This window comes from Streptomyces sp. NPDC048278 (assembly GCF_040652195.1).
Taxonomy (GTDB): domain Bacteria; phylum Actinomycetota; class Actinomycetes; order Streptomycetales; family Streptomycetaceae; genus Streptomyces.
In genome coordinates this window covers 72,431-95,087 of record NZ_JBEZLP010000038.1, presented here as the reverse complement: position 1 = coordinate 95,087, position 22,657 = coordinate 72,431, and the positions used below count along the sequence as shown (strand labels likewise).

Below are 22,657 nucleotides of genomic sequence, written 5' to 3'. Positions count from 1 at the left end.
GGAGGGGCCGCCCCAGCCGGGGCGGCCCCTCCCGTGTTCTCAGCGGGCCGCGGCGGGCTCCGTCTCGCTCGGTTCGGCCGGGACGCCCGAAGCGGACTCGGCGGCCGGGGCGGACCCGGCGGCCGGGGCCGGCACCTTGCGGCTCAGCCTCTCGCCCTCGACGTCGATGTCCGGCAGCACCCGGGCCAGCCACTTCGGCAGGTACCAGGCCTTGTGGCCAAGCAGGGCGAGGATGGCCGGCACGATGGCCATCCGGACGACGAAGGCGTCGAAGAGGACCGCGATGGCGAGCCCGAAACCGATCATCTTGATCATCGACTCACCGGCGCCGATGAACCCGGAGAACACCGCCGTCATGATCAGCGCGGCGGCCACCACCACCCGGGCACTGTGCCGGAAGCCGGAGACGACCGCCTGCTTGGGTGCCTCGCCGTGCACGTACGCCTCCCGCATCCGGGAGACCAGGAACACCTCGTAGTCCATGGCCAGTCCGAAGACGATGCCCACCAGGAAGATCGGCATCATGCTCATGATCGGACCGGTGGATTCCACTCCCAGCAGCGAGGCGCCGTGTCCCTGCTGGAAGACCGCGACGACGGCGCCGAGAGCCGCGAGGACGGAGAGCAGGAACCCGAAGGCGGCCTTGAGCGGCACCAGCAGCGAGCGGAAGACCAGCAGCAGGAGCACGACCGCCAGGCCGACCACCACGGCGAGGTACGGGACCAGCGAGTCCTGCACCTTCTGCGCGACGTCGATGTCCAGCGCGGTCTTGCCGGTCACCTCGTAGGACACCCCCGCGTCCCGTTCGATGCCGGAGCGTTCCCCGCGGATGGTCCTGACCAGGTCCTTGGTCTTCTCGTCGGTCGGGCTGGTGGCCGGGGTGGCGGCGAAGACCGCGGTGTCCCCCGCCTTGTTGAAGCGGGCCGGTGACACGGAGACGACGCCGTCGGTGGCGCCGATGTCCTTCGCGACCTTCGCCACGGCCGACTTGGCGTCGTCGGCCCCCTTCGCGTCGACGACGATGGTCAGGGGCCCGTTGAAGCCGGGGCCGAAGCCGTCGGCGAGCGCGTCGTAGGCGCGCCGCTCGGTGGTGGAGGTGGGCTTGGCCTCGTCGCCGGGCATGCCGAGCTGGAGGTCGAGGACGGGGATGGCGACCGCGCCGAGTCCGACCACGCCGAGCAGCAGCACGGGCAGGGGCAGCCGTACGACGACCTTGGCCCACCGCGAGCCGCCGTTCTCGGTCTTCAGCTGCTTCCTGCGGTGGCGCCGGGAGTTGCGGCGGGCGCCGCGCGAGAGCACCGCGTTCGGCCAGAAACCGAGGATCGCCGGGACCAGGGTCAGGCAGATCAGCACCGAGACGAGCACCGCGCCGGCGGCGGCCAGGCCCATCTTGGTGAGCATCGGGATGCCGACCACCGAGAGCCCGGCCAGCGCGATGACGACGGTGAGGCCGGCGAACACGACCGCGGAGCCCGCCGTGCCGGCCGCCAGGCCGACCGCCTCCCGGGGTGCGTGGCCCTTGGCGCGCTCCTCGCGGTAGCGGGAGACGACGAACAGGGCGTAGTCGATGCCGCAGGCCAGGCCGAGCATGGTGGCGAGGGTGCCGGTGTTCTCCGACAGGCCGAAGGTCTCGGACAGGGCCATGATGCCGGTCATGCTGGCGGCGACGCCGATGATCGCGGCGATCAGGGGCAGACCGGCGGCGGCCAGCGAGCCGAACGTGACCAGCAGGACGAGGGCGGCGACCGCGATGCCGATCGCCTCGGCGCTGCCGCCCGCCGCGGGCTGCGTCGCGAGCGCGTCGCCGCCGACCTCGACCGTCAGACCCGCGTCCCTGGCCTGGTCGACGGCGCGTTCCAGGTGCTGCTTGCTCGCGTCGGTGAGGTCGTCGGCCTTCGCCGTGAAGGAGACGGTCGCGTACGCGGTCCTGCCGTCCTCGCTGACCGCCTTCGCCTGGAAGGGATCCACGGCGGTGGCGACCTGGGAGCCGGCGGCGGCCTCGTCGACGAGCTTCTCGACGGCCTTCTTGTGGGCGGTCGCGGTGACCTTCTCACCGCTCGGGGCGATGAAGACGATCCTGGCGCTCGCGCCGTCGGCCGCGGTCCCCGGGAAGCGCTGTTCCAGCAGGTCGAACGCCTTCTGGGACTCGATCCCGGGCATCGTGAAGCCCTCGTCGGCGGCCGTGGGCGCCTTGGCGGCGGCGAATCCCACGGCGCCCAGGACGGCGACCCACAGGACGGTGACGAACCATCGCCAGCGGAAGGCCGCACGGCCCAGGTGGTAAAGGACAGTTGCCATGACGGAGGAGCCTCCACGACGGGAATTCGGAACGTTCGAAACGGGCGAGGGGAGCGGGTACCGGCCCCGGTCCGGCCCGGTCGGGCCGGGGCGGGGACACGTCCGGCGCTCCGTGTCCCACTCTTTCGCGGGGCGCCGCGGCCGACGAGGGAGCTCCCTCCCGGACCTGTGGTGTAGCCCGCTCCACCATGTCGCCGGGACCCGCACGGCAAGGGCCCGGATCCGGGGATCGGATCCGGGCCCTGGAGGGGCGGGGGGTCGTGACCTACCAGCCGGTGGCCGAGGTTCCGGTCGACTCGTCCTGGGCCCGGTCGCCTTCGGACCTGCGGCGGCCCGACACCAGACCGCCCGCCGCGCCCAGGGCCACCAGGCCCATGCCGGCGGCGGTGGCGATGCCCTTCGCGCCGTCCATGGCGAAGTACGCGACCGCGGCCACACCACCGTTGAAGAGGAACAGGAACCACAGCACCGGCCGGGTCGACAGGAACGCCTTGATCCTCGGCTTCTTCGCGATGCGGGTACCAGTCAGCAGCGAGACGGCGATACCGGCGAGGGTCGCCGCGTTCTTCGCGGTGCCGTCGAGAACCGCGCCCGCGCCGCCCATCGCGGCGGCCAGGCCCGCCACGAAGAAGGACCAGAGCAGCAGATCGGCGAAGAACGACTTGACGGTGGCGAGCGGCGACTTGGCGGCCATCGGGCATTCCTTAGGACGAGGGGCGAGGGGCTGGACCGCCCCGGGGATCTCTGCAGACCACGATCCCGTCGCCCCGGCCCGGCCACGAGGGAGCGCACTCCCGGACCCGTGGTGTAGCCCGCTACACCGGCCGCGGCCCCCGGCGTCCGCCGGTGCCCATGCTCACGGGGTCAGCGGTCGGACCGTGTCCGGGAGCACCACCACGCGCGTGTCCCCGGACCGACACGCACCGCACGGCCCGACAGCCGGATGCCGACCGGCGGCTCGTGGGAGCCAGGCAGGTACGACGACGGCTCGGGCAGCGGCACCGGTTCGAGCCGTCCTGTGGTGGCGGGGCCGGCGCGCAGGGCCGATCGGCCCCGGATGCGGGACCAACGGCACCTGCGCCGGGGCGTCGCCCGGGAGAGAGTCGACCCAGGAGCGGCACCGGTCCCCCGCGGTGTCGCTCCGCCGCTGCCGACGGATCGCCGCAGCGGAGAGCGAGCACAGGCGCCGCGCCCGGCCGAACACAACGGCGGGCCCACCTGCTGCCCGCCTGTGCCCGACCGTTCGGCGAGCCTTCGGGCGGCAGCCGGGCGGCTGGGCGGGTCACACCCACTCGGGTACGACGGCGACCGGGCAGGCGGAGTGGTGCAGGGCGCCGTGGGCGGTCCGGCCGAGCCGGAGGCCGCGGTGCCCTGGCTTGCGCAGGGCGCCCACGACCAGCAGATCGGCGTCGTGGGAGGCGGCCGGCAGCACCTCCCGGGCGTGGCCCTCGACGGTCCGCGGCTGCAGCGACACGCCCTCGGGGGCCGCATGGAGCGCCTCCTGGAGTCGCCGGTCGGCCTGCTGCTCGTACAGCCGGGCGGAGTCCGCCGGAAGGTGGTCGGCGAAGTCGTGCGCCGGGCAGTGCCAGGCGCGTACGGCCGCCACCTCGGCCCCTCGCAGTTCCGCCTCGCCCAGCGCGAAGCGCACCGCATCCTGCCGGTCCCCGACGCCCAGGAGGATCCGGCCGCGCCGGCCCGCGCCGCCCCGGTCGTCCTGGCCGGCGCGGAGCACGATCACCGGGCAGTGCGCGTGCGCGGCGACGGTGAGGCAGACGGAGCCGAGCAGCGCCTCGGCGAGGCCGGTGCGGCCACGGCTGCCCAGCACCAGAAGGCCGGCGCTGCGGCTCTCCCGGACCAGCGCGTACCCGGGTTCCTCGGGCAGCACCTCGGTGCACACCTTCACGTCCGGCTGCCGGTGCCGGGCACGCTGCGCGGCGACGTCGACGATGTCCTCGGCCATCACCTGGTCGGAGGGCCTGTCGAGATCGTCCGCGAGCGCGACGCCCTCGTAGCGCTCCCAGAGGCAGGCGTGGACCAGACGCAGCGGTACCCGGCGCAGCGCGGCCTCGTCGGCCGCCCAGTCCACGGCCCGCAGGCTGGGCTCGGAGCCGTCGACGCCGACGACGAGGGGCAGGTCCACGGCGGTCACCGCCCCGCGCCGAGGTCGGACAGGATCCGGACCGCTACCCGGCCGTGCCGGACCTCGCCGCCGGGCCGGTCCTCGATGGCCGGGGGATCGCCGGGGCCGCGCAACCGCGCCTCGCGGGCAGCCCATGCGGTGGCGGCCCGGCTCCCGGGTGCGCCGTCGAGGCCTGCGGTGACGGTACGGAGCATGCTCTCCACCTCCTGGGGAGCGGGATCCTCGGGCGGACGGTTCTGGTGCCGGAGTCGGGACCGGTTCCAGCGTCGCGTCCGGGGCGGTCGGGGGGCAGGGGCCAGGGGGCCCGGACGGGGGCCGTTGGTCCCGGAGGAGGGGCCGCGCCGTGCCCGGCGGCCGTCGGTCACCCCGGGGCCGGTGCGGGTGTCCCGTCGCCGCTGCACGCCGGTCCCGACCCCGGACGTGCGGTGGGCAACGAGTGCGCCGCAGTGGACAGGTTCGGGCGGTCGCGGCCACTAAACGACTTCTCCCTGCCCCGGCGCGCCGGAAGCGCTGAGATAACCGCATCCATCGGTGGGAAATCGGCGGGAAAGGGGTGGGGCGGACATGGCCGGGTCCCTCAGAAGCGAGCGTTCGCGCGTGGTCGGCACGGCGGAGGTGGCGGCGGCCCTCTGCCGGTGCGGCGGCGCGCCGGCATCCGGCCAGGGGTCCGGGGCCGCGGAGGAACGCTTCCGCGGCCTGCTGGAGGCCGCGCCGGACGCGATGGTCATCGTCGACGGCCAGGGCATCATCAAGCTGGTCAACGCGCAGACCGAGGCTCTCTTCGGCTACCGGCGCGAGGAACTCCTCGGCCACCCGGTCGAGTTGCTGATGCCGCACCGCTTCCGCACCCAGCACAACCTGCACCGGGGCGGCTACTCGGCGAACCGGCAGGTCCGTCCGATGGGCGCCGGACTGGAACTGCACGGACTGCGCAAGGACGGCACCGAGTTCCCGGTGGAGATCAGCCTCAGCCCGATGGAGACCGCGGACGGGCTGCTGGTGTCGGCCGCCGTGCGCGACGTCAGCGACCGCAAGGCCGCCGAGGCCCGTATCAACGAGCTCGCCGCCCTCGTCGAGTCCTCCCAGGACGCCATCCTCGCCAAGACCCTCGACGGGTACATCACCTACTGGAACGCGGCGGCGCAGGACCTCTACGGCTACACCGCCGAGGAGGCCATCGGCCGGCACGTGTCCATGCTCGCCCCGCCCGAACTCCGCACGGAGGTCAGCGCGTTGCTGACCCGGCTGCGCCAGGGCGAGAAGGTCGAGCACTTCGAGACGCTGCGCGTCACCCGTTCCGGGGCGCTGCTCGACGTGGACGTGACCCTGTGGCCGACGCGGGACACCCGCGGCCGGGTCGTCGGCGCCTGCGCCATCGTCCGGGACATCAGCGACCGCAAGCGCGCCGAGGCCGAACTGACCGCCCTGTACGAGCAGCAGCGGCACATCGCGCTGACGTTGCAGCGCAGCCTGATGGGCACCCCGCCCGCGCTCCCCGGTCTGGCCACCGCGAGCCGGTACCGGCCCGCCACCCAGGGCGCCGGGGTGGGCGGCGACTGGTTCGACCTGATACCGCTGGGCGCCGACCGGGTGGGCGTGCTGATCGGTGACGTGATGGGCCGCGGGCTGGAGGCCGCCGCGGTCATGGGCCAGTTGCGCTCGGCGGCGCACGCGCTGGCGAAGACGGGGATGGAGCCGCGGCTGCTGATGCAGGCGCTGGACTCCTGCGTGGCCGACCTCGACGTCCCCGACCAGCTCGTGACCTGCTGCTACCTGGTCATCGCCCCCGACTCCGGGACCGTGACCGTCTGCTCGGCCGGTCATCTGCCGACGCTCGTCGCCGGCGCGGAGGACGGCGCGGTCGGCATCCTGGACTCGCCCGTCAACGCCCCGCTCGGGGTGGGCGGCGTCCTCTACGAGCAGTCCCGTACGGCCGTCCCGCCCGGGGCGACCCTGGTGCTCTACACGGACGGCCTGATCGAGACGCCGGGCAGCGACATCGAGGAACGGATCGCCGAACTCACCGTCGTCCTGGAGAAGTTCTTCGCCGGCACACCGTGCCTGGAGACCGCCGCCGACCATGTGCTGGCGAGTCTGCTGCCCGACGCCGAGAGCCACAACGACGACGTCACCCTGCTGCTCGCGCAGCTCCCGGCCGCGCCGCTGGCGGCCCTGACCACCGATCTGGCGGCCTGCCCCTCCTCGGTGCCGGCGGGGCGGGCGTTCCTGCACCAGGCGCTCACCGCCTGGGACTGTGCGGCGGGCGCGGACGACGCGCTCCTGCTGCTGTCGGAGACCCTGACCAACGCCGTCCAGCACGGCGAAGGTCCCATCGGTCTGCATCTGCACCGCACGGCCACCGACCTCACCGTGGAGATCAGCGACCGCAGCCCGCAACTGCCCCGGCCGCGCCGGGCCGCCGAGGACGAGGAGTCCGGCCGGGGTCTGCTGCTCGTCCGTACGCTCGCCGACAGCTGGGGAGTACGGCCCACGGACGAGGGCAAGACCACCTGGTTCACCCTCCGGCTCTGAGCGCCGTCCGGCCCGCCCCCGGGACCGGACGGTGACGGGCGCGGGCGCATCCGATGGTCCGCGTCCGGGCCTGCCGGGACGCGGAGAACATCGAGGACGCCCGGGAGAACGTCCCGGCTAGGTCAACTCCCGCTGGGATGTCAAGTGTTGACATGCCCTCGACGCGTGACTGATGATCACAGCTAAGTCACGGAGCCCCCTCAGAACCTCCGCACAGCTGACGCCTCAGCGTGCGCAGCTGCACCGCGCGTATCCCCCGTCGGTCCTCCCCCACCCGCCGATATCCACGCATCCCGTTCCCCCCATCCCCTTTCCCCTTACGGCACTTCGCGCGATGCCGTCGTCCGCCGCGCCCCCGTTCCGTTGTTCCGTCCCCGGTCCCGTCCCCCGACAGGAAGGCCAGGCCTTGCCGGTGCAGAACACTCCCCGCCCCACCCCCACCGACCCGGCCCACCGGATCAGGCCTGCCTCGTTCGCCCAGCAGCGGCTGTGGTTCCTGGCCCAGCTCCCGGGCGGGAGCACCGCCTACAACGAGACCCTCGCCTTCCTTCTCACCGGCCCGCTCGACCGTGACATCCTGGCCGCCGCCTTCGACGCGCTGACCGACCGGCACGAGACCCTGCGGACCCGGCTGGTGGCGGAGGCGGGCGGAGTGTGCCAGCACATCGACCCGCCGGGCTCGGGTGCACCCCTGGAGGTCGAGGACCTCGGCGCCGCGGCCGACCCCGAAGGGCGCGTGGCCGCGGGTCAACGGGAAGAGGCGGCACGGGAGTTCGACCTGGCGGCCGGTCCGCTCTGGCGGGGCCGGCTGCTCGCCCTCGGCACCGCACGCCACGTACTCCTGCTGACGTTCCATCACAGCATCTACGACGGCGCGTCGATGAACGTGATGATGAGGGAAGTCGCGGTCCTCTACGAGGCGTTGGCGGCGGGCGTGCCGGACGGGCTGCCGGAGCCGCGGCTCCAGTACGCGGACTACGCGGACGCCCAGCGGGAGTCCGTGCTCGGCGGTGCCCTCGCCGCTCAGGAGGCCTACTGGAAGGACGCGTTGACCGACGCCCCGCCCGTCCTCGAACTGCCGCTGCCGGGATCCCGGCCCGCCGAGCAGGGCTACGACGGCGGTCGCGTCGCATTCGAGCTGGACGCGGAGGTCACGGCCGCCCTGCGCGGCCTGGCCCGGGAACACGGGGCCACCCTGTTCGTGGCGGTGCTGACCGGCTGGGCCGTCCTGCTGTCCCGGCTCTCCGGGCAGCAGGACATCGTTGTCGGCAGCCCGGTCGCCGGCCGCCGCGGCCCCGGGACCGCCGGGCTCATCGGCTTCCTCGTCAACTCGCTCCCGCTCCGCGTCGACCTGTCCGGATCGCCGACCGCCACCGAGGCCCTGGCCCGGACCCGGGCGGTGGTCCGCGGCGCCCTGGCCCACCAGGACCTGCCGTTCGAGCGGATCGTCGAGGTGGTCAACCCGCCCCGCAGCGCGGCCCACACCCCGTTGTTCCAGACCATGCTGGCCTGGGTGCCCGACCGGCACGACCTGCTGAAGCTGCCCGGGGTCGAGGCCGCGCCGCTGCCGATCGCCCACGCCCCGGCCAAGTTCGACCTCGCCCTGTCGGCGACCGAGTCGGAGGGCCGCGTCACCGGGCACCTCGACTACGCGACGGCGCTGCTGGACGCCGCCACGGCCGAACGCTGGGCCGGACACCTCCGCCGTCTGCTCACCGACATGGCCCGGCATCCGCACCGCGCCGTCGACACCCTGGAGCTGATGGACCCGCGTGAGCGGCTTGAGCTGATCGGCGCGGGCGACGCCACGCAGGAGCCGGACGAACCCGGCGCCCCCGCCGACGCGACCGCGACCGCCCTGCGCACGGCATCCGGCCTCACCGCCCTCTTCGAGGCCCGGGCCCGCGCGCACCCGGCCGCCCCCGCCGTGACGGACCGCGAGCGCACCCTGGACTACGCGACGCTCGACCGGCGTGCCAACCGGCTCGCGCACGCCCTCGTCGCCCGTGCCGTCCGCCCGGGCGACGTCGTCGGACTGCACGCGCGCCGCACCGGCGACCTGGCGGTCGGCGTCCTCGGCATCCTCAAGGCGGGTGCCGCCTACCTCCCGCTGGACCCGGGGCAGCCCCGGGAACGGCTGGCCGCCATGGTCGAGGACGCCGCGTGCCCCGTGGTCCTCAGCGACCACCGCGATGCGGACCGCCCGCCGGACTGGCTCGACCTCGACACGGTCGAGGCCGAGGGAACAGCCGGGGGAACGGCCGAGGAGACAGCCGACGGGACGGGCGAGGTGACGGCCGACGCGACGGCCGGGGAGACGGCCGGGAGAACGGCCGAGGAGACGGCCGGGGTGACGGATGGGGTGACGGCCGGGGGAACACCCGGAAGGACGGCCGAGACCTCGCCGGGCGTCGACGGGCCGCCGGCCGGGATCCCGCGGACTCCGGACCAGCTCGCGTACGTGATCTTCACTTCGGGGTCCACGGGGCGGCCCAAGGGCGTCGCCGTCGAGCACCGCAGCGTCCTCAACCTCTTCTCGGTCTGGCACGACCGGATGGGCACCGCGCCCGGCGAGGCGGGTTCGGCCTGGTCCAGCATCGGCTTCGACGCCTCGGTCCACGAACTCCTGCTGCCCCTCACCACCGGCGGTGTCCTGCACATCGTCCCCGAGGAACTCCGCGGCGACCCGGAGGAGTTCTTCGCCTGGCTGGGTGCGCACGGGATCGTGCAGGCCTTTCTGCCGCCCGCCTACGTCAGGTGGGCCGACGAGGACCCGGACCGGCGGCTGCGCGGTCTGCGCCTGCGCAGGCTGCTGACCGGGGTCGAGTCGCTGACCGAGGCCGCCCTGCACCGCATGGCCGAACGCCTGCCCGGCCTGCGGGTCTGCTTCGGCTACGGCCCCACCGAGGCAACCCTCTACAGCACCGCCCACTACGAGCCCCGCCCGCTGGACCGCCCGTGCCCCATCGGCCGCCCGCTGCCCGGCACCCGCTGCTACGTCCTGGACGCCCGGATGCAGCCGGTGCCGCCCGGTGTCGTAGGCGAGATCCACCTCGGCGGGGCGGGCCTCGCCCGGGGCTACCTGGGCCGCCCCGACCTCACCGAGGAACGCTTCCTGCCGGACCCGTTCGTGCCCGGCGCCCGCGTCTACCGCACCGGCGACCTGGCCCGCTGGGGCGACGACGGCCTGCTCCACTACGCGGGCCGCGCCGACGACCAGGTGAAGCTGCGCGGCTTCCGCATCGAACCGGGCGAGATAGCGGCGGCGCTGACGCGGCTGCCCGGCGTCCGCGAGGCCGTCGTCCTCGCCGACCGGGACCCGGCGGGCCGGTCCCGGCTGGTGGCCGCCGTCGGCCGGGGCGACACCCCGGCCCGCGCCGGCGCCGACTGGCGCACCGCGCTCGCCCGCAGCCTGCCGGACTACATGGTCCCCGCCGTCGTCCTCGACCTGGAGTCCCTGCCGCTGGGCCGCAGCGGCAAACTCGACCGCGCCGCCCTGCTGCGCCTCGTCCACGAGCAGACGAACGACCAGGTCAACACCGCGAGCCCGCGCGACCACGTGGAACACGCCCTGTACCGGATATGGCAGGGCGTGCTGCTCCACCCCTCGATCGGCGTCGGCGACAACTTCTTCGACGTCGGCGGCACCTCGCTGTCCGCCATCAAGATGGCCCACGAGGTCACCGAGGCCTTCGGCCGCCGGCTGCCGGTCGCCGAGGTCATGGTGCGGCCGACGATCGAGTCCCTGGCGGCGCTGCTGCGCGAGGACGGCGCGGACCGCGCGCCGGGCAGCCTGATCGAGTTCCGCCGGGGCACCGGCCCCCGGGTGGTCTGCGTCCACCCGGCCGGCGGCACCGCCTTCTGCTACCTGCCCCTCGCCGCCCACCTGCCCGCGCACACCGGCCTGTACGGCATCCAGTCCCCCGGCGTGAACCCGGGCGAGGAGATGCTGCCCAGCGTGGAGGCCATGGCCGAGGCCTATCTGCGCCTCCTCGAACCCCTCGGCGCGGGTCCGCTCGTCCTGACCGGGCTCTCCTACGGCGGACTCGTCGCCCACGAGATGGGCCGCCGGCTCGGCGCCGCCGGACGCAGCGACGTGAGCGTGGTCCTGCTCGACACGCAGGCGACGGACGACACCGAGGCCCGCGCGGCGATCACCGCCGTCGACGCGGCGGAGTTCCGGGACAAACTCGTACGGTTCAACGGGATGTACCCCGGCATCGACGACGCCCAGGTCGACCGGTACTTCCGGATCTACAACCACAACCGGCTCACCGCCCGCACACACCTCCCGGCCCCCTCCCCGACCCGGCTGGTCCTCGCCGAGGCGGTGGCGGAAGGCGCTGACACCGCCTTCCACGCGGAGGTCCGGGCGTTCTGGCGGCGTCGTGCGCTGGGCGGGTTCCGGGTCGAGACGATGGCCTGCGACCACTGGGAGATCCTGGAGGGCGCCGAGACCGCCCGGGTCGCCGCGCTGCTCGCCGCCGAACTCGCCCGTCACGAGGGGCGGTCCGCACCCGCGACGCGCTCCGTCGCCGTACCGGCGGGAGAATCGCGATGACCGACCGCACCCCGCCTTCCGAACCGACCGAGACCGAGCCGGCCCGGACCGGACCCGCCGAGACCGAGCCGGCCGAGACCGGACCCGCGAAGACCGGGCTCGCCGAAGCCGTGCTCGCGCAGGGCCGCCGCACGCCCTCGGCCGTGGCCGTCGAGGACGGTGACCGGCTGCTCGCCTACGCGGAACTCGACCTGCTCAGCGGCCGGGTCGCCGCGCGGCTGCGAGAACGGGGCGTGGCCGCCGGGCAGTCCGTCGCCGTCTGCCTGCCCCGCTCCTGGCAACTGGTCTGCGTCATGCTCGGCATCCGCCGCGCGGGGGCCACCGTCGTCCCCCTCGACCGGCTCAGTCCGCCCGACCGGCAGCGGCACATCCTCGACGACTCCGGCGCCGTCGTGGTCGTCCACGACGGTACGACCGGGCACGCCCACGGGATCGACGCCGACCTGCTCCTCGGCCCGACCGCGCCCCCGAACACCACGGTCACCGCCGCCGCGCCCGCCACCGCGCCGCCCACGACCGTACCCGCCGGGTCCGGCACCACGGCCTTCGTCTTCTACACCTCCGGCAGCACCGGCCGCCCCAAGGGCGTCGAGGTCACGGACGCGGGGGTGCTGCGGCTGGCCCGGCCGGGCTGGCTCGACCCGCGGCCCGGCGCCCGCTACGCGTGCATGTCCAACCCGGCCTTCGACGCGCTCAGTTTCGAGGTCTGGGCACCGCTGCTCACCGGCGGCGTCTGCGTCGTACTGGACGACTCCGAGGTGCACAGCCCGCACCGGCTCGCGGCCGTGCTGCGCGAACGCCGGGTCGACACCGTGTTCATCACGGTCGCGCTCTTCAACACGGTCGTCGACAAGGTCCCCGGCTGCTTCGCCGGCGCCGACCAGGTCCTCGTCGGCGGTGAACGGCTCGACCCGCGGGCGATCCGCGCCTGGTACGACGCCAACCCGCACGCCCCGACCGTCCTGCACAACGTGTACGGGCCGACGGAGGCCACGACGTTCGCCCTGTGCCACCCGATCCCCCGCGACTTCGACGGCGACGCGATCCCGATCGGCACCGCGCTGCCGGGGACCGGGCTGCTGCTGCACACCCCGGACGGACGCACCGCGGAGGACGGCGAGGTGGCCGAACTCCTGCTCTCCGGGCTCGCGTTGGCGAACGGCTACCGCAACCTGCCGGAGCTGACCGCGCGTTGTTTCGTCCAGTTGGCCGACGAGGACGGCACCCCGCGCCGCTGGTACCGGACCGGTGACCTGGTACGCCGGGACGCCGACGGGCGTGTGGTCTACGTCGGACGGGCCGACCGGCAGGTCAAGGTGCGCGGTTTCCGCATCGAACCGGGCGAGGTGGAGCAGCGGATCCTGGCCCTGCCCGCCGTGCGCCGCGCCCACGTCTGCACCCGGCGCGACACGGCCGACCGCCACGAGCTGCTGGCCTTCCTCGTCCTCGGCGACGACCTCTCCTTCCCGGACTACGAACGTCACCTCGGCGCCGCGCTGCCGCCGTACATGCGCCCCCACCACACCCACCTCGTCGCGGAACTCCCGCTGACCGCCAACGGCAAGGTCGACCAGGCGGCGCTGGTGCGCGACGCGGTCACGCCGTGGCGGGGCACCCGTGCGGACGCGGTGGCGGCCAGCGCGGAGCAGCGTCCCGTCCTGGAGATCGCCGAGGAGATCCTCGCCGTCGGCGGACTGCGCCCCGACGACCGCTGGACCGCGAGCGGCGGCGACTCCCTGAAGGCGCTGCGGTTCCGCTTCGAGATCCTGGAGCGGTACGGCGTCGACATCGCCCAGGACCTGGTGCTGCGGGCCGACTTCGCCGCCCTCGCCGACGCCGTGCGCTCCGCCGGGGCGGATCCCCGTCCGCCGGTGCCGCCCGCCCCCGACACCACGACCGCGCCCGCCACCAGCGAACAGGAGCGGCTCTTCCTCCTGCACCGGCGCGATCCCGGGGACCGTTCCTACGACGTGCCGCTCGTCTTCCGGGTCCGGGGCGCCGTCGACCCGAGGGCGCTGCGCCGCGCGCTGCGCTCGCTGGTGGAGCGGCACGCCGCCCTGCGCACCCGGCTGGTGCCCGCCCCGGACGGCCTGCTCCAGCGGACCGAGGCGCCGTACGACCCCTGGCAGCCGCTGGACACCCGCGACGGGGAGCCCTGGCGGGAGACCGCCGACCGCTTCTTCGCCCACCGCTTCGACCTGACCGAGCCGCGTCTGCTGCGGGCCGCCTGGGCGGAGCGGGCCGACGGCGGAGTGCTGTTGCTGCATCTGCATCACGCGGCCGTGGACGGCTGGTCGCTCAACCTGCTCTTCCGCGATCTCACCGACGCCTACGCGGGCGACGCGGAGCGTCCCGCCCCGGCCGCGGGCCCCCTCGACCTCGCCCGCTGGCAACGCGACTGGCGTGCGACGCCCGCCTACGAACGCCACCGCACCCGCCTGCGCGACCACTACGCCGAAGCCCCGGAACCGTCCCCGGCCCTGCCCGCGCCCCGCGCCGGTTCCCCGGCCCGGCCGCGGGCCCGGCTGCTGCGGACCTCCCTGGACCTGGTCCGCCGTACCGCACTGGACCGGCGCGCCGGGGAACTCGGCCTGACCAGGTTCCAGTTGCTGGTGTCGGCGTTCGCCGCGTGCCTGTACGGGGTGACCGGGCAGGCCCGGCCGCTCGTCGCCGCTCCGGTGGCGAACCGGCCGCGCCCCGAGTTCGCCGAGAGCGTCGGCATGTTCGCGAACACCGTGCTCCTCGACCTGGCCGTGCGGCCCGACGACTCGCTGCGCACCCACCTCGCCGCGCACGCCGACACCGTGCGCCGGGTCCTGGAAGGGCAGGAAGTCCTCCTCGCCGACGTGCTCACCGACCCGGCGTTGCGGGAGCGCTCCCCGCTCTTCGACTACATGTTCGTCCTGGAGAACACGGAGTTCTCCGCGCTGCGTCTGGCGGGCTGCACGGTCGAGCCCCGGTGGCCCGAGCCCGCGGACGCCAAGTGCGCGCTGACGCTGTCGGTGGTGGAGGACGAGTCGGGGTTCGGCTGCCTGTGGGAGTACCGGGACGACTTCGGCGCCGAACGGGCGGCAGCCGCGGCCCGGTTGTTCCGGCTGGCCCTGGAGCGGCTGACCGGCGACGGTGACCTCGCCCTGCGCGAACTCGTCGCCCCCCACCGCACGGCGGGGACGGCCCACGGCACCCCCGTCGCGGCGGACTTCACGACGGTGGCCGAGGGCTTCGCCCGCCAGGTGGCCCGCACTCCGGACGCGCCGGCCGTCACCCTCGGCCACACCACCCTCACGTACGCCGAACTCGACGCCCAGGCCAACGAGTTGGCGTCGCTGCTGAGCGTGCCCGAGGATCCAGCCGCCCCGGCGTCCGTGGCCCTGTACCTCCAGCCGTCCGTCGAGCACGTCGTCGCCCTGCTCGCGGCGGCCCGCCGGAACCTGACCGTCGTCCCCCTCGACCCCGCCTACCCGCCGGCCCTGCTGCGTCACGTGCTGGACCACGCGGCCCCGCTGTGCGTGCTGACCGGCGCCCAGGACCTCGACGTCCTGGCGACGATCGCCCCGCCGGACCTGCCCCGGCACGTCGTCACCCTCACCCGCACGCCCACCGCGCCGCCCGTGCCGTACCGGCACCGCGGGCTCCGGCCGCTCTACACCCTGTTCACGTCGGGCTCCACCGGCACCCCCAAGGGCGTCCAGGTCCCTGACCGGACGCTGTGCGATCTGCTCACCTGGCAGCGGGTGGCAGGCGGGCTCGAACGGCCCGCCGTCACCCAGCAGTTCTCCATGCTCTCCTTCGACGTCTCCTTCCAGGAGATCCTCACCACCCTCTGCTCCGGCGGCGAACTGCGCCTGGTGAGACCGGTCTGGCGGCAGGACATACCCACGCTGCTGCGGCAGTTGGAGGCGGGCGGGGCAGAGCGGATCTTCCTGCCGTACGTGGCGTTGCAGCTGCTCGCGGAACACGGCGTACGGGCGGGGCTGTTCCCGTCCCGGCTGCGGGACGTCGTCACCGCCGGTGAGCAGCTGGTGTGCACGGACGCCATCCGGCGCTGGTTCGCGGGGCTGCCGGACGGCGTCCGCCTCTTCAACCACTACGGCCCGACCGAGACCCATGTCGTCAGCGCCCTGTGCCTGGCAGGCGACCCGGCCCGCTGGCCGGCGCGCCCGGCGATCGGGCGCCCGGTGGCGGGGGCCGTGCTGCGGGTCGTCGACGAGGGCGGGCTGCCGGTGCCGCCGGGCGTGACGGGCGACCTCCTCATCGGCGGTCCCATGGCGGGCCGGTGCTACCTGGGCGATCCCGCCCCGCACGGGGACCGGTTCGTCGACGACCCCGAGCTGGGCACCCTCTACCGCACCGGGGACCGCGCCCGCTTCGACGAGCACGGCCTGCTGCACTACGCGGGGCGCGACGACGGCCAGGTCAAACTGGGCGGTCACCGCCTGGAACTGGGCCAGGTGGAGGCCGCGCTGCTCGGGTCTCCCGGGGTGGTCAACGCGGTCGCGGGCGTGCTGGACGGCCGGCTGGTCGCCGTCCTCCAGTGCCGGGGCGAGGATCCCGACCCGGCGGACCTGACCCGGCGGCTGGCAAGTCTGCTGCCCGCCTACGTCCGGGTCGCGGCCTTCCGGCGGGTGCCGGAGCTGCCGCGCACCCCCAGCGGCAAACTGGACCGCCGGGCGGCGCTCGCCGCGCCGGGACACGAACTGCGCGCGGGGAGCGAACCGCGGCCGGGCGACCGGCCGTGCGACGGGGCGGACGCCGGAGCGTCGCCGCTCGTACAGCGGCTGGCCGACCTGTTCCGGGCGGCGACCGGGCGGACCGTGGACGCGGACGAGCGGTTCTTCGACGCCGGGGCCACCAGCCTGGACCTGATGCGCTTCCAGCTCAGGTGCGCGGGCGAGGGCGATCTCCCCTTCTCCGTACCCGATCTGTTCGAGCACGTCACCCTGCGCGCGCTCGCCCGGCTCGTGACGAACGACGGCACCGCGCGCGAGACACCGACCGGGCACCCGGCGGCGTCCGGCGCCTCCCGCCCCGGTCCGGCCCGGCGACCGGAGCCGTCCGGCGGCGCCCGGCGGGCGGACGAGCCGGTCGCCGTCGTCGGCATGGCCGTACGGCTGCCGGGCGCGCCCGACCTGGCCGCGTTCTGGGACCTGGTCGTCTCCGGCCGGCGCGGCATCGAGCACTTCGCCCCGTCCGACGGCAACCGCGTCGGCGCCCGCTCCCAGCCGGCGGGACTGCTGGAGTTCGACGCGGGCCGGTTCACGGTCAGCCCCCACGAGGCCCGGCTGATGGACCCCCAGCAGCGCCACCTGCTGATGAACTGCGCCGAGGCCCTCGCCCACGCCGGCATCGGCGACCCGGCGCGGCTGCGGGTCGGTCTGGTCGCCTCCTGCGGCGAGAACACCTACTTCCAGCGCATGCTCCGGGACGGCGACCCGGAGCTGCTGCCGGACTCCTTCCGGCTCGCCCTGCACCACGAGAAGGACTTCCTCGCCACCAAGGCCGCCTACCATCTCGGGCTCACCGGACCGGCGTTCACGCTCCAGTCCGCCTGTTCCAGTTCGCTCGCCGGGGTGCACGTCGCGGCCGGGATGCTGCGGCAGGGCGACGCCGACGTGATGCTCGTCGGCGGGGTCCTCATCGACACGGAGCTGACCGACGGCTACACCTACCGGCCGCAGCACATCTTCTCCCCGGACGGGCACTGCCGGCCGTTCAGCGCGGACGCCGAGGGCACCGTGGGGGCGAGCGGCAGCGGTGTCGTCGTCCTCAAGCCGCTGGCGGCGGCCCGCCGGGACGGCGACACGGTGTACGCGGTCGTCACCGGCTCGGGGCTGAACAACGACGGCTCCGGCAAGCTCGGTTACAGCGCCCCGTCGCTGCCCGGACAGCGGGCCGCGATCCGCTCGGCGCTGAACCGCAGTGGCCGCCGTGCCGGCGATGTCGGGTATGTCGAGGCGCACGGCACCGGTACCCGGCTCGGTGACCCGGTCGAGGCAGCCGCGTTGCGGCAGGCGTACGGGCTGGCGGACGACGCGCGGGTGGCGCTGTCGTCCGTGAAGAGCCAGATCGGGCACCTGGGCGCGGCGGCGGGCGTCGTCGGCCTGGTGCGGGCGGTGCTCGCCGTGCACCACGGGGTCGTGCCGCCGACGGTGGACTTCGGCCGGCTCAACCCGGAGATCGCCGACGGCCCGTTCCGGATCCCGGTCACCGCCGAGCCGTGGCCGGCCGGCCGGCCCAGGGTGGCCGGGGTGAGCAGCTTCGGCATCGGCGGCACCAACGCCCATGTGCTGCTGGAGCAGCCGGAGCCGGTCCCGGTCCCGGGTCAGGCGGAGCCGCTGCCGTGCCTGGTGCTGTCCGGCGCGTCCGAGGCCGCGGTCCGTGCGGACGGGCGCCGTATCGCCGACTACCTCACGGCCGCTCCCGACTCCTACCCCCAGGTGCTGCGGCACCTCAGGACCGGCCGCCCCGTCCTCGCCCACCGCGCGGCGGCCGTCTGCCCCGACGCCGCCTCGGCGATCGCCTGGCTGCGGGCGCTGCCGACGGTCACCGCGCCCCCGGTCGAGGACGCGCCCGCGGTCGAGGACACCGACCCGCACGTTCTCGTCGAGGCGTGGACGGCCGGCCGCGCCGTCGTACGGCCGTCGGGCCCGGCGCCCGCGCCCTGGGACTTTCCGCCGCCCGCGTTCGACACGGCCGAGTACGACTTCCCCCGCGCCCCCGAGGAGCCGTCGGGTGCGTCCCGGCTGCCGGCCGCCGAGTGGCTGCACCAGCCCCTGTGGACCCGCTCACGGCGGGCCCGCACCGGCGCACCGGTGTCCCGCCGTACCGCCGTGGTGGTGATCGGTCCCGGGCAGGACGGCGAGAGCTGGCGGTTCCTGGAGCGCCACTACGCCCGGGTGGTGACCGTACGCGCCGGACAGGGCCTGACCCGGCTCGGGGACGACCGCTACGAGGCCGACGTCGCCGACGCCGGGCAGCTCACCGCCCTGCTGGACCGCCTGACCGGCGCGGACGAGCCGGCCGTCGACTGGCTGCACGCGCTTCCGCTCGCCCTCGACGGCAGCCCGACCGTGTCCGCCCTGGAGACGGCCGAGTGGGCCTGCCTCGACACGGTCGCCGCCCTCGCCCTGGCCCTCGCCGCCCGCCCGGAGGCGGAACGGCCCCGGGCCTGGCTGCTGTCCCAGCGGGCGCAACCGGTCACCGGGGCCGTGCACACCCCCGAGGCCGGTCTGCTCGCGGCGGCCCTGGAGGTCCCCCGGCAGGAACTGGGCGTCACCCTGCGCTGGACCGACCTGCCCGGCCCGCAGCCGGCCGGCTGGGCCGCCCACCTGCCCGACCTGCTCCTCGACGACCCGGCCCCCGACGCCGACGCCGACAGCGACACCAGCACCGGAACCGGAACCGGCACCGGCACCGATCGGGCGACCGCGTTGCGGGACGGCTTCTGGTGGCGCCGCACCACCGTGCCGGTGCCCGTCGGCGAGGCGGCCCGGCCCGCCGCCGCGCCGGGCACCCATCTGATCCTCGGCGGCACGGGCGGCATCGGCACCACCCTGGCCGCGAGCCTCCTCGGACACCCCGGGAACCGCGTCGTCCTGGTGGCGCGCGGCGCCGAAGTACCCGCCGTACTGCGGCCGTTCGGCGAGCGCGTCACCCTGGTCACGGCCGACCTGGCGGCCGAGGATCCCGTGGCCGTCGCGGACCGGCTGGCCCCGCTGCTCGACGGGCTGGCCGGCATCGTGCACGCCGCAGGCGCCGCGGCGGGCGGCCTGCTGACCCGCCGCGAGCCGGGCGCGGCCCGCGGTGTCACGGCGGCCAAGCTGCGCGGGGCCCTGCTGGTCGAGCTGCTCGCCGCCGAACACGCCCCCGACTACGTCCTGTACTGCTCCTCGATGGCGGCCCGGTTCGGTGGTGTCGGCCAGTTCGACTACGCCGCCGCCAACGCCTGCCTGGACGCCTACGCCCACCGCAGCGCGCCCGGCGGCGACGCCACGGCACGCACGAGCGTCGGCTGGGACGCGTGGCGGGGCGTCGGCATGGCCGAGCGGCACGCCGCCCGGGCGGACGCCCGGCACCGGGACCACCTGACCGTGGCGCTCACCCCCGAGGAGGGGACGGCCGTCTTCGAGCGGGTGCTCCGTCTGCAACTCCCGCATCTCATGGTCGGCACCACGGACCTGACGGCCGCCCGTGACTTCTACGAACCCGCCACCCCCGCCCACCCCACGGCTCCCGTGCGGAGCGACGCGACCGCGGAGATCACCGGGATCCTCCTGGAGCTGCTCGGCGTGGACACCGTCGACCCGCAGGCCGCCCTCTACGACCTGGGCGCCGACTCGCTGACCCTGCTGGAGCTCCTCGACGAGATCAAACGCCGGCACGGCACCGACATCGAACTGTCCCGGCTCAGCCACCGGGTGAGCCTCGCGGAGATCCTCGGCCACCTCGGCGCCGATGTCAGCCCGCACGGCACGGTGGACGTCGAGGTGTGGCAGCACGGCCCGGGACCGCAGGTGCTGTGCCTGGTGCATCCGGTGGGCGGGGACATCCAGGCCTACCGGCCCCTGGTCTCCGCCCTGCCCGCCGGCCTCACCGTCTGCCTGATCGCCGACCCCGGACTGCGCGCCGCCGACGCCGGACTGCCGGACTCCCCCTCCATCGACGAGCGCGCCGCGCGGTATCTGGCCGCCGTGCGGCGGGAGTTCCCGGAACCGGGGCGGCAACTGACGCTCGCCGGGTGGTCGTTCGGGGCGTGGACCGCGCTGTCGATGGCCGCGCTCGCCGAGTCCCAGGACCGGCCCGTGACCGCCCTCCATCTCCTCGACCCGCCGCCGCCCGGGGCCGGACAGCGCCTCGCCGGCTACGACGAGGAACAGATACAGGCCGTCTTCGCCCGCGAGTTGAGCGGAAACGGCACGGACCGGCCTGCGGACCGGGCCGACGGCACCGCCGAACAGACCCTCCGCACCCCCGAACAGGCCCACCGCACGCCCGAACGGCCCCACCGCACCGCCGAACCCGGCGCGGGCACCGCGGCCCCCCTCGCGGAGTCCGGCCGCCGCTACGCCGAGCGGCTCGGGCGCTGCTGCCGGGCCAACCTGGCGGCCATGGCGGGGCACCGGCTGCCGCGGCTGGACCGGACGCCCGCCGCGGTGTGGCTGGCGGACCGCCCCGTGACCGAGGCCGTGCTCGCGCCCGAACCGACCGTCCCCGGTGCCTGGGACCCGCACCTGCCCGCGCCGTACCGGCTGCACCACGTCGACGCCGACCACTACCAGATCGTCGCCGAACCCCACGTCCGGGAGATCGCCGCCGCCCTCGCCGGGACCGGGTCGCCGTCCGGCGCCCGGCCGCAGCCCGCCGGACGGACCTGAGGAGACCAGCCGTGCAGCATCCGTACACCCGCCTGCCCGCGCGGTCGTTCTGGCGCACCGCGGTCGCCGAGCGCGACCCGACGGACATCGACGGCCTGTGGACGCCGAAGTTCGCGATCGGCCAGGACGACGCCGTCGTCACCGTAGGCTCCTGCTTCGCCGCGCACATCGGCCGGGCCCTGCTCGCGGAGGGCATGCACTGGTACGACGCCGAACTCCCGCCCCCGGGGCTGACGGCCGCCGAACAGGCGGCGCGCGGCTACCGCCGCTTCTCCTTCCGCACCGGCAACGTCTACACGGCCGCCGCGCTGCGCCAGTGGGTCGCCTGGGCGCTGGAGGAGGAGAAGCCGCCGACGGAGGTGTGGGAGGAGGACGGGGTCTTCCACGACCCCTACCGGCCGGCCGTGGAACCGGACGGCCACCGCTCGGCGGACGACGTGCTGCGCGCCCGCGCGGTCACGCTGGGCGCGATCCGTACCGCGCTCACCCGAGCCGACGTGCTGGTCTTCACCCTCGGCCTGACCGAGGCCTGGCACGACGTCCGTACCGGCACCGTGCTGCCGGTGTGCCCGGGTACCGTGCGCGGCCGTTACGACCCCGGCAGGCACGTCCTGCACCAGCACACGGTGGACAGGGTGCACCGGGACCTCACGGACGTGCTCGCGATGGCGCGCGGCGTCAACTCCCGGCTGCGCACGGTCCTCACGGTGTCGCCGGTGCCGCTGACGGCGACCGCCACCGGCCGGCACGCCCTGGTCGCCACCACGCACTCCAAGTCGGTGCTGCGCGCGGCGGCCGGTCAGCTCGCCGACGCGTCGGACGACGTCGACTACTTCCCGTCGTACGAGATCGTCACCGGATTTCCGTACCGGGCGGCGTCCTACGGGCCGAACCTCCGGACGGTCACGCCCGACGGGGTGGCGTTCGTGATGCGGCACTTCTTCCGGGCCCTGCGGCCGGAGGCGGGCACGGCACCGCCCGTGCCCGCGCAGACCACCCCCGTCGCCGGCGGAGAGGACCACTGGTGTGACGATGCCGTACTCGACTACTACGCTCCCCGGTCCCGCCCGGTTCCTCCTGCTCGGTGACTCCCACGCCGGCTGTGTCGGGCAGGCCGCGCGGCAGGCGGGGCTGCCCTTCGCGGGCGGCCCGGTCGGCTCGGGGCGGGACTTCCTCGGGCCGTTCCTCGACGACAGGGGCGCCGGGGGCGAGGACGGTCCGGTCTTCCGGGACGCGGCGGCGCGGCGGCTGGTCCAGGGGTTCCTGGCGGAGCTCGGCGTGACCGGGTTCGCGGGGCTCGGGGTGCCGCTCGTGTGCACGTTCGGGCTGAGCGCCCATACGGTGGCCACCCGGCAGAACTGGGACATCCACCGCGACCGGCACGGCGCCGTGCCCGAACGGTTCCTGCGCAGCGGCCTGTTCGCCGACCTGGTCCGGGCGGGTGTCCGCGGCGCGCTCGCCTTCTACGAGCGCACGGCCGCCCTCGGGCTGCGGGTGCTGGCCCCGCTGCCGCCGCAACGCGTCCCCGGCATGTCCGACCCTGCCGTCTTCTTCGCCGCGCAGGACGTCGTCGGCGCCGAACTCGCCGCGCGCGGCGTGGAGATCGTCGACCTGCGCGACCGTGTCACCGACGGCTCCGGGCGGCAGCGGTCCGTCTTCTGCGCGCCCGACGACACGATCCACGGCAACCTCGCCTTCGGCCGCCTGGTGGTCGCCGAACTCCTCGACCGCGCCCTGTGACCCCGCCCACCC

The 22,657-nt window shown here is 75.0% G+C and carries 9 protein-coding genes; 5 read left to right on the top strand and 4 right to left on the bottom strand.

Annotated elements, in window-relative coordinates:
* Positions 1-39: 39 nt before the first annotated feature.
* The 4 genes from AB0D74_RS41890 to AB0D74_RS41875 all read right to left on the bottom strand — a co-directional run bounded on the left by AB0D74_RS41890 (position 40) and on the right by AB0D74_RS41875 (position 4,632).
* On the bottom strand, positions 40-2,298 hold the full coding sequence (locus AB0D74_RS41890) for an MMPL family transporter (protein ID WP_362599201.1): 2,259 nt from the start codon (positions 2,296-2,298) through the stop codon (positions 40-42).
* 265 nt (positions 2,299-2,563) lie between these two features.
* Entirely contained in the window at positions 2,564-2,992 is a 429-nt protein-coding gene (locus AB0D74_RS41885) for a hypothetical protein (RefSeq protein WP_362599199.1), read from the bottom strand.
* A gap of 588 nt (positions 2,993-3,580) precedes the next feature.
* Positions 3,581-4,438 (bottom strand): universal stress protein, encoded by an 858-nt coding sequence (locus tag AB0D74_RS41880; protein ID WP_362599197.1) that lies wholly within the window; start codon positions 4,436-4,438, stop codon positions 3,581-3,583.
* A 5-nt stretch (positions 4,439-4,443) separates the two neighbouring features.
* Positions 4,444-4,632: a hypothetical protein gene (locus tag AB0D74_RS41875; RefSeq protein WP_362599227.1), complete on the bottom strand. Its 189-nt coding sequence runs from the start codon at positions 4,630-4,632 to the stop codon at positions 4,444-4,446.
* A 403-nt stretch (positions 4,633-5,035) separates the two neighbouring features.
* On the opposite strand from AB0D74_RS41875, the gene AB0D74_RS41870 reads away from it, so the two are divergent.
* The 5 genes from AB0D74_RS41870 to AB0D74_RS41850 all read left to right on the top strand — a co-directional run bounded on the left by AB0D74_RS41870 (position 5,036) and on the right by AB0D74_RS41850 (position 22,645).
* Positions 5,036-6,970, top strand: a complete 1,935-nt coding sequence (locus AB0D74_RS41870) for a PAS domain S-box protein (protein WP_362599195.1) — start codon at positions 5,036-5,038, stop codon at positions 6,968-6,970.
* A gap of 412 nt (positions 6,971-7,382) precedes the next feature.
* Complete coding sequence (locus AB0D74_RS41865; RefSeq protein ID WP_362599193.1) at positions 7,383-11,531, top strand: amino acid adenylation domain-containing protein; 4,149 nt, start codon at positions 7,383-7,385, stop codon at positions 11,529-11,531.
* Positions 11,528-20,905, top strand: coding sequence for an amino acid adenylation domain-containing protein (locus AB0D74_RS41860; RefSeq protein ID WP_362599191.1), 9,378 nt, complete (start codon positions 11,528-11,530; stop codon positions 20,903-20,905). Before AB0D74_RS41865 ends, AB0D74_RS41860 begins: the two co-directional genes overlap by 4 nt.
* A gap of 11 nt (positions 20,906-20,916) precedes the next feature.
* Positions 20,917-21,993 (top strand): GSCFA domain-containing protein, encoded by a 1,077-nt coding sequence (locus tag AB0D74_RS41855; protein WP_362599189.1) that lies wholly within the window; start codon positions 20,917-20,919, stop codon positions 21,991-21,993.
* Positions 21,932-22,645: a hypothetical protein gene (locus tag AB0D74_RS41850; RefSeq protein ID WP_362599187.1), complete on the top strand. Its 714-nt coding sequence runs from the start codon at positions 21,932-21,934 to the stop codon at positions 22,643-22,645. Before AB0D74_RS41855 ends, AB0D74_RS41850 begins: the two co-directional genes overlap by 62 nt.
* Positions 22,646-22,657: the final 12 nt, after the last annotated feature.

Coding starts and splice junctions, on each gene's coding strand:
- AB0D74_RS41890 (WP_362599201.1), bottom strand. CDS start 2,298: ATGGCAACTGTCCTTTACCACCTGGGCCGTGCGGCCTTCCGCTGGCGA.
- AB0D74_RS41860 (WP_362599191.1), top strand. CDS start 11,528: ATGACCGACCGCACCCCGCCTTCCGAACCGACCGAGACCGAGCCGGCC.
- AB0D74_RS41885 (WP_362599199.1), bottom strand. CDS start 2,992: ATGGCCGCCAAGTCGCCGCTCGCCACCGTCAAGTCGTTCTTCGCCGAT.
- AB0D74_RS41875 (WP_362599227.1), bottom strand. CDS start 4,632: ATGCTCCGTACCGTCACCGCAGGCCTCGACGGCGCACCCGGGAGCCGG.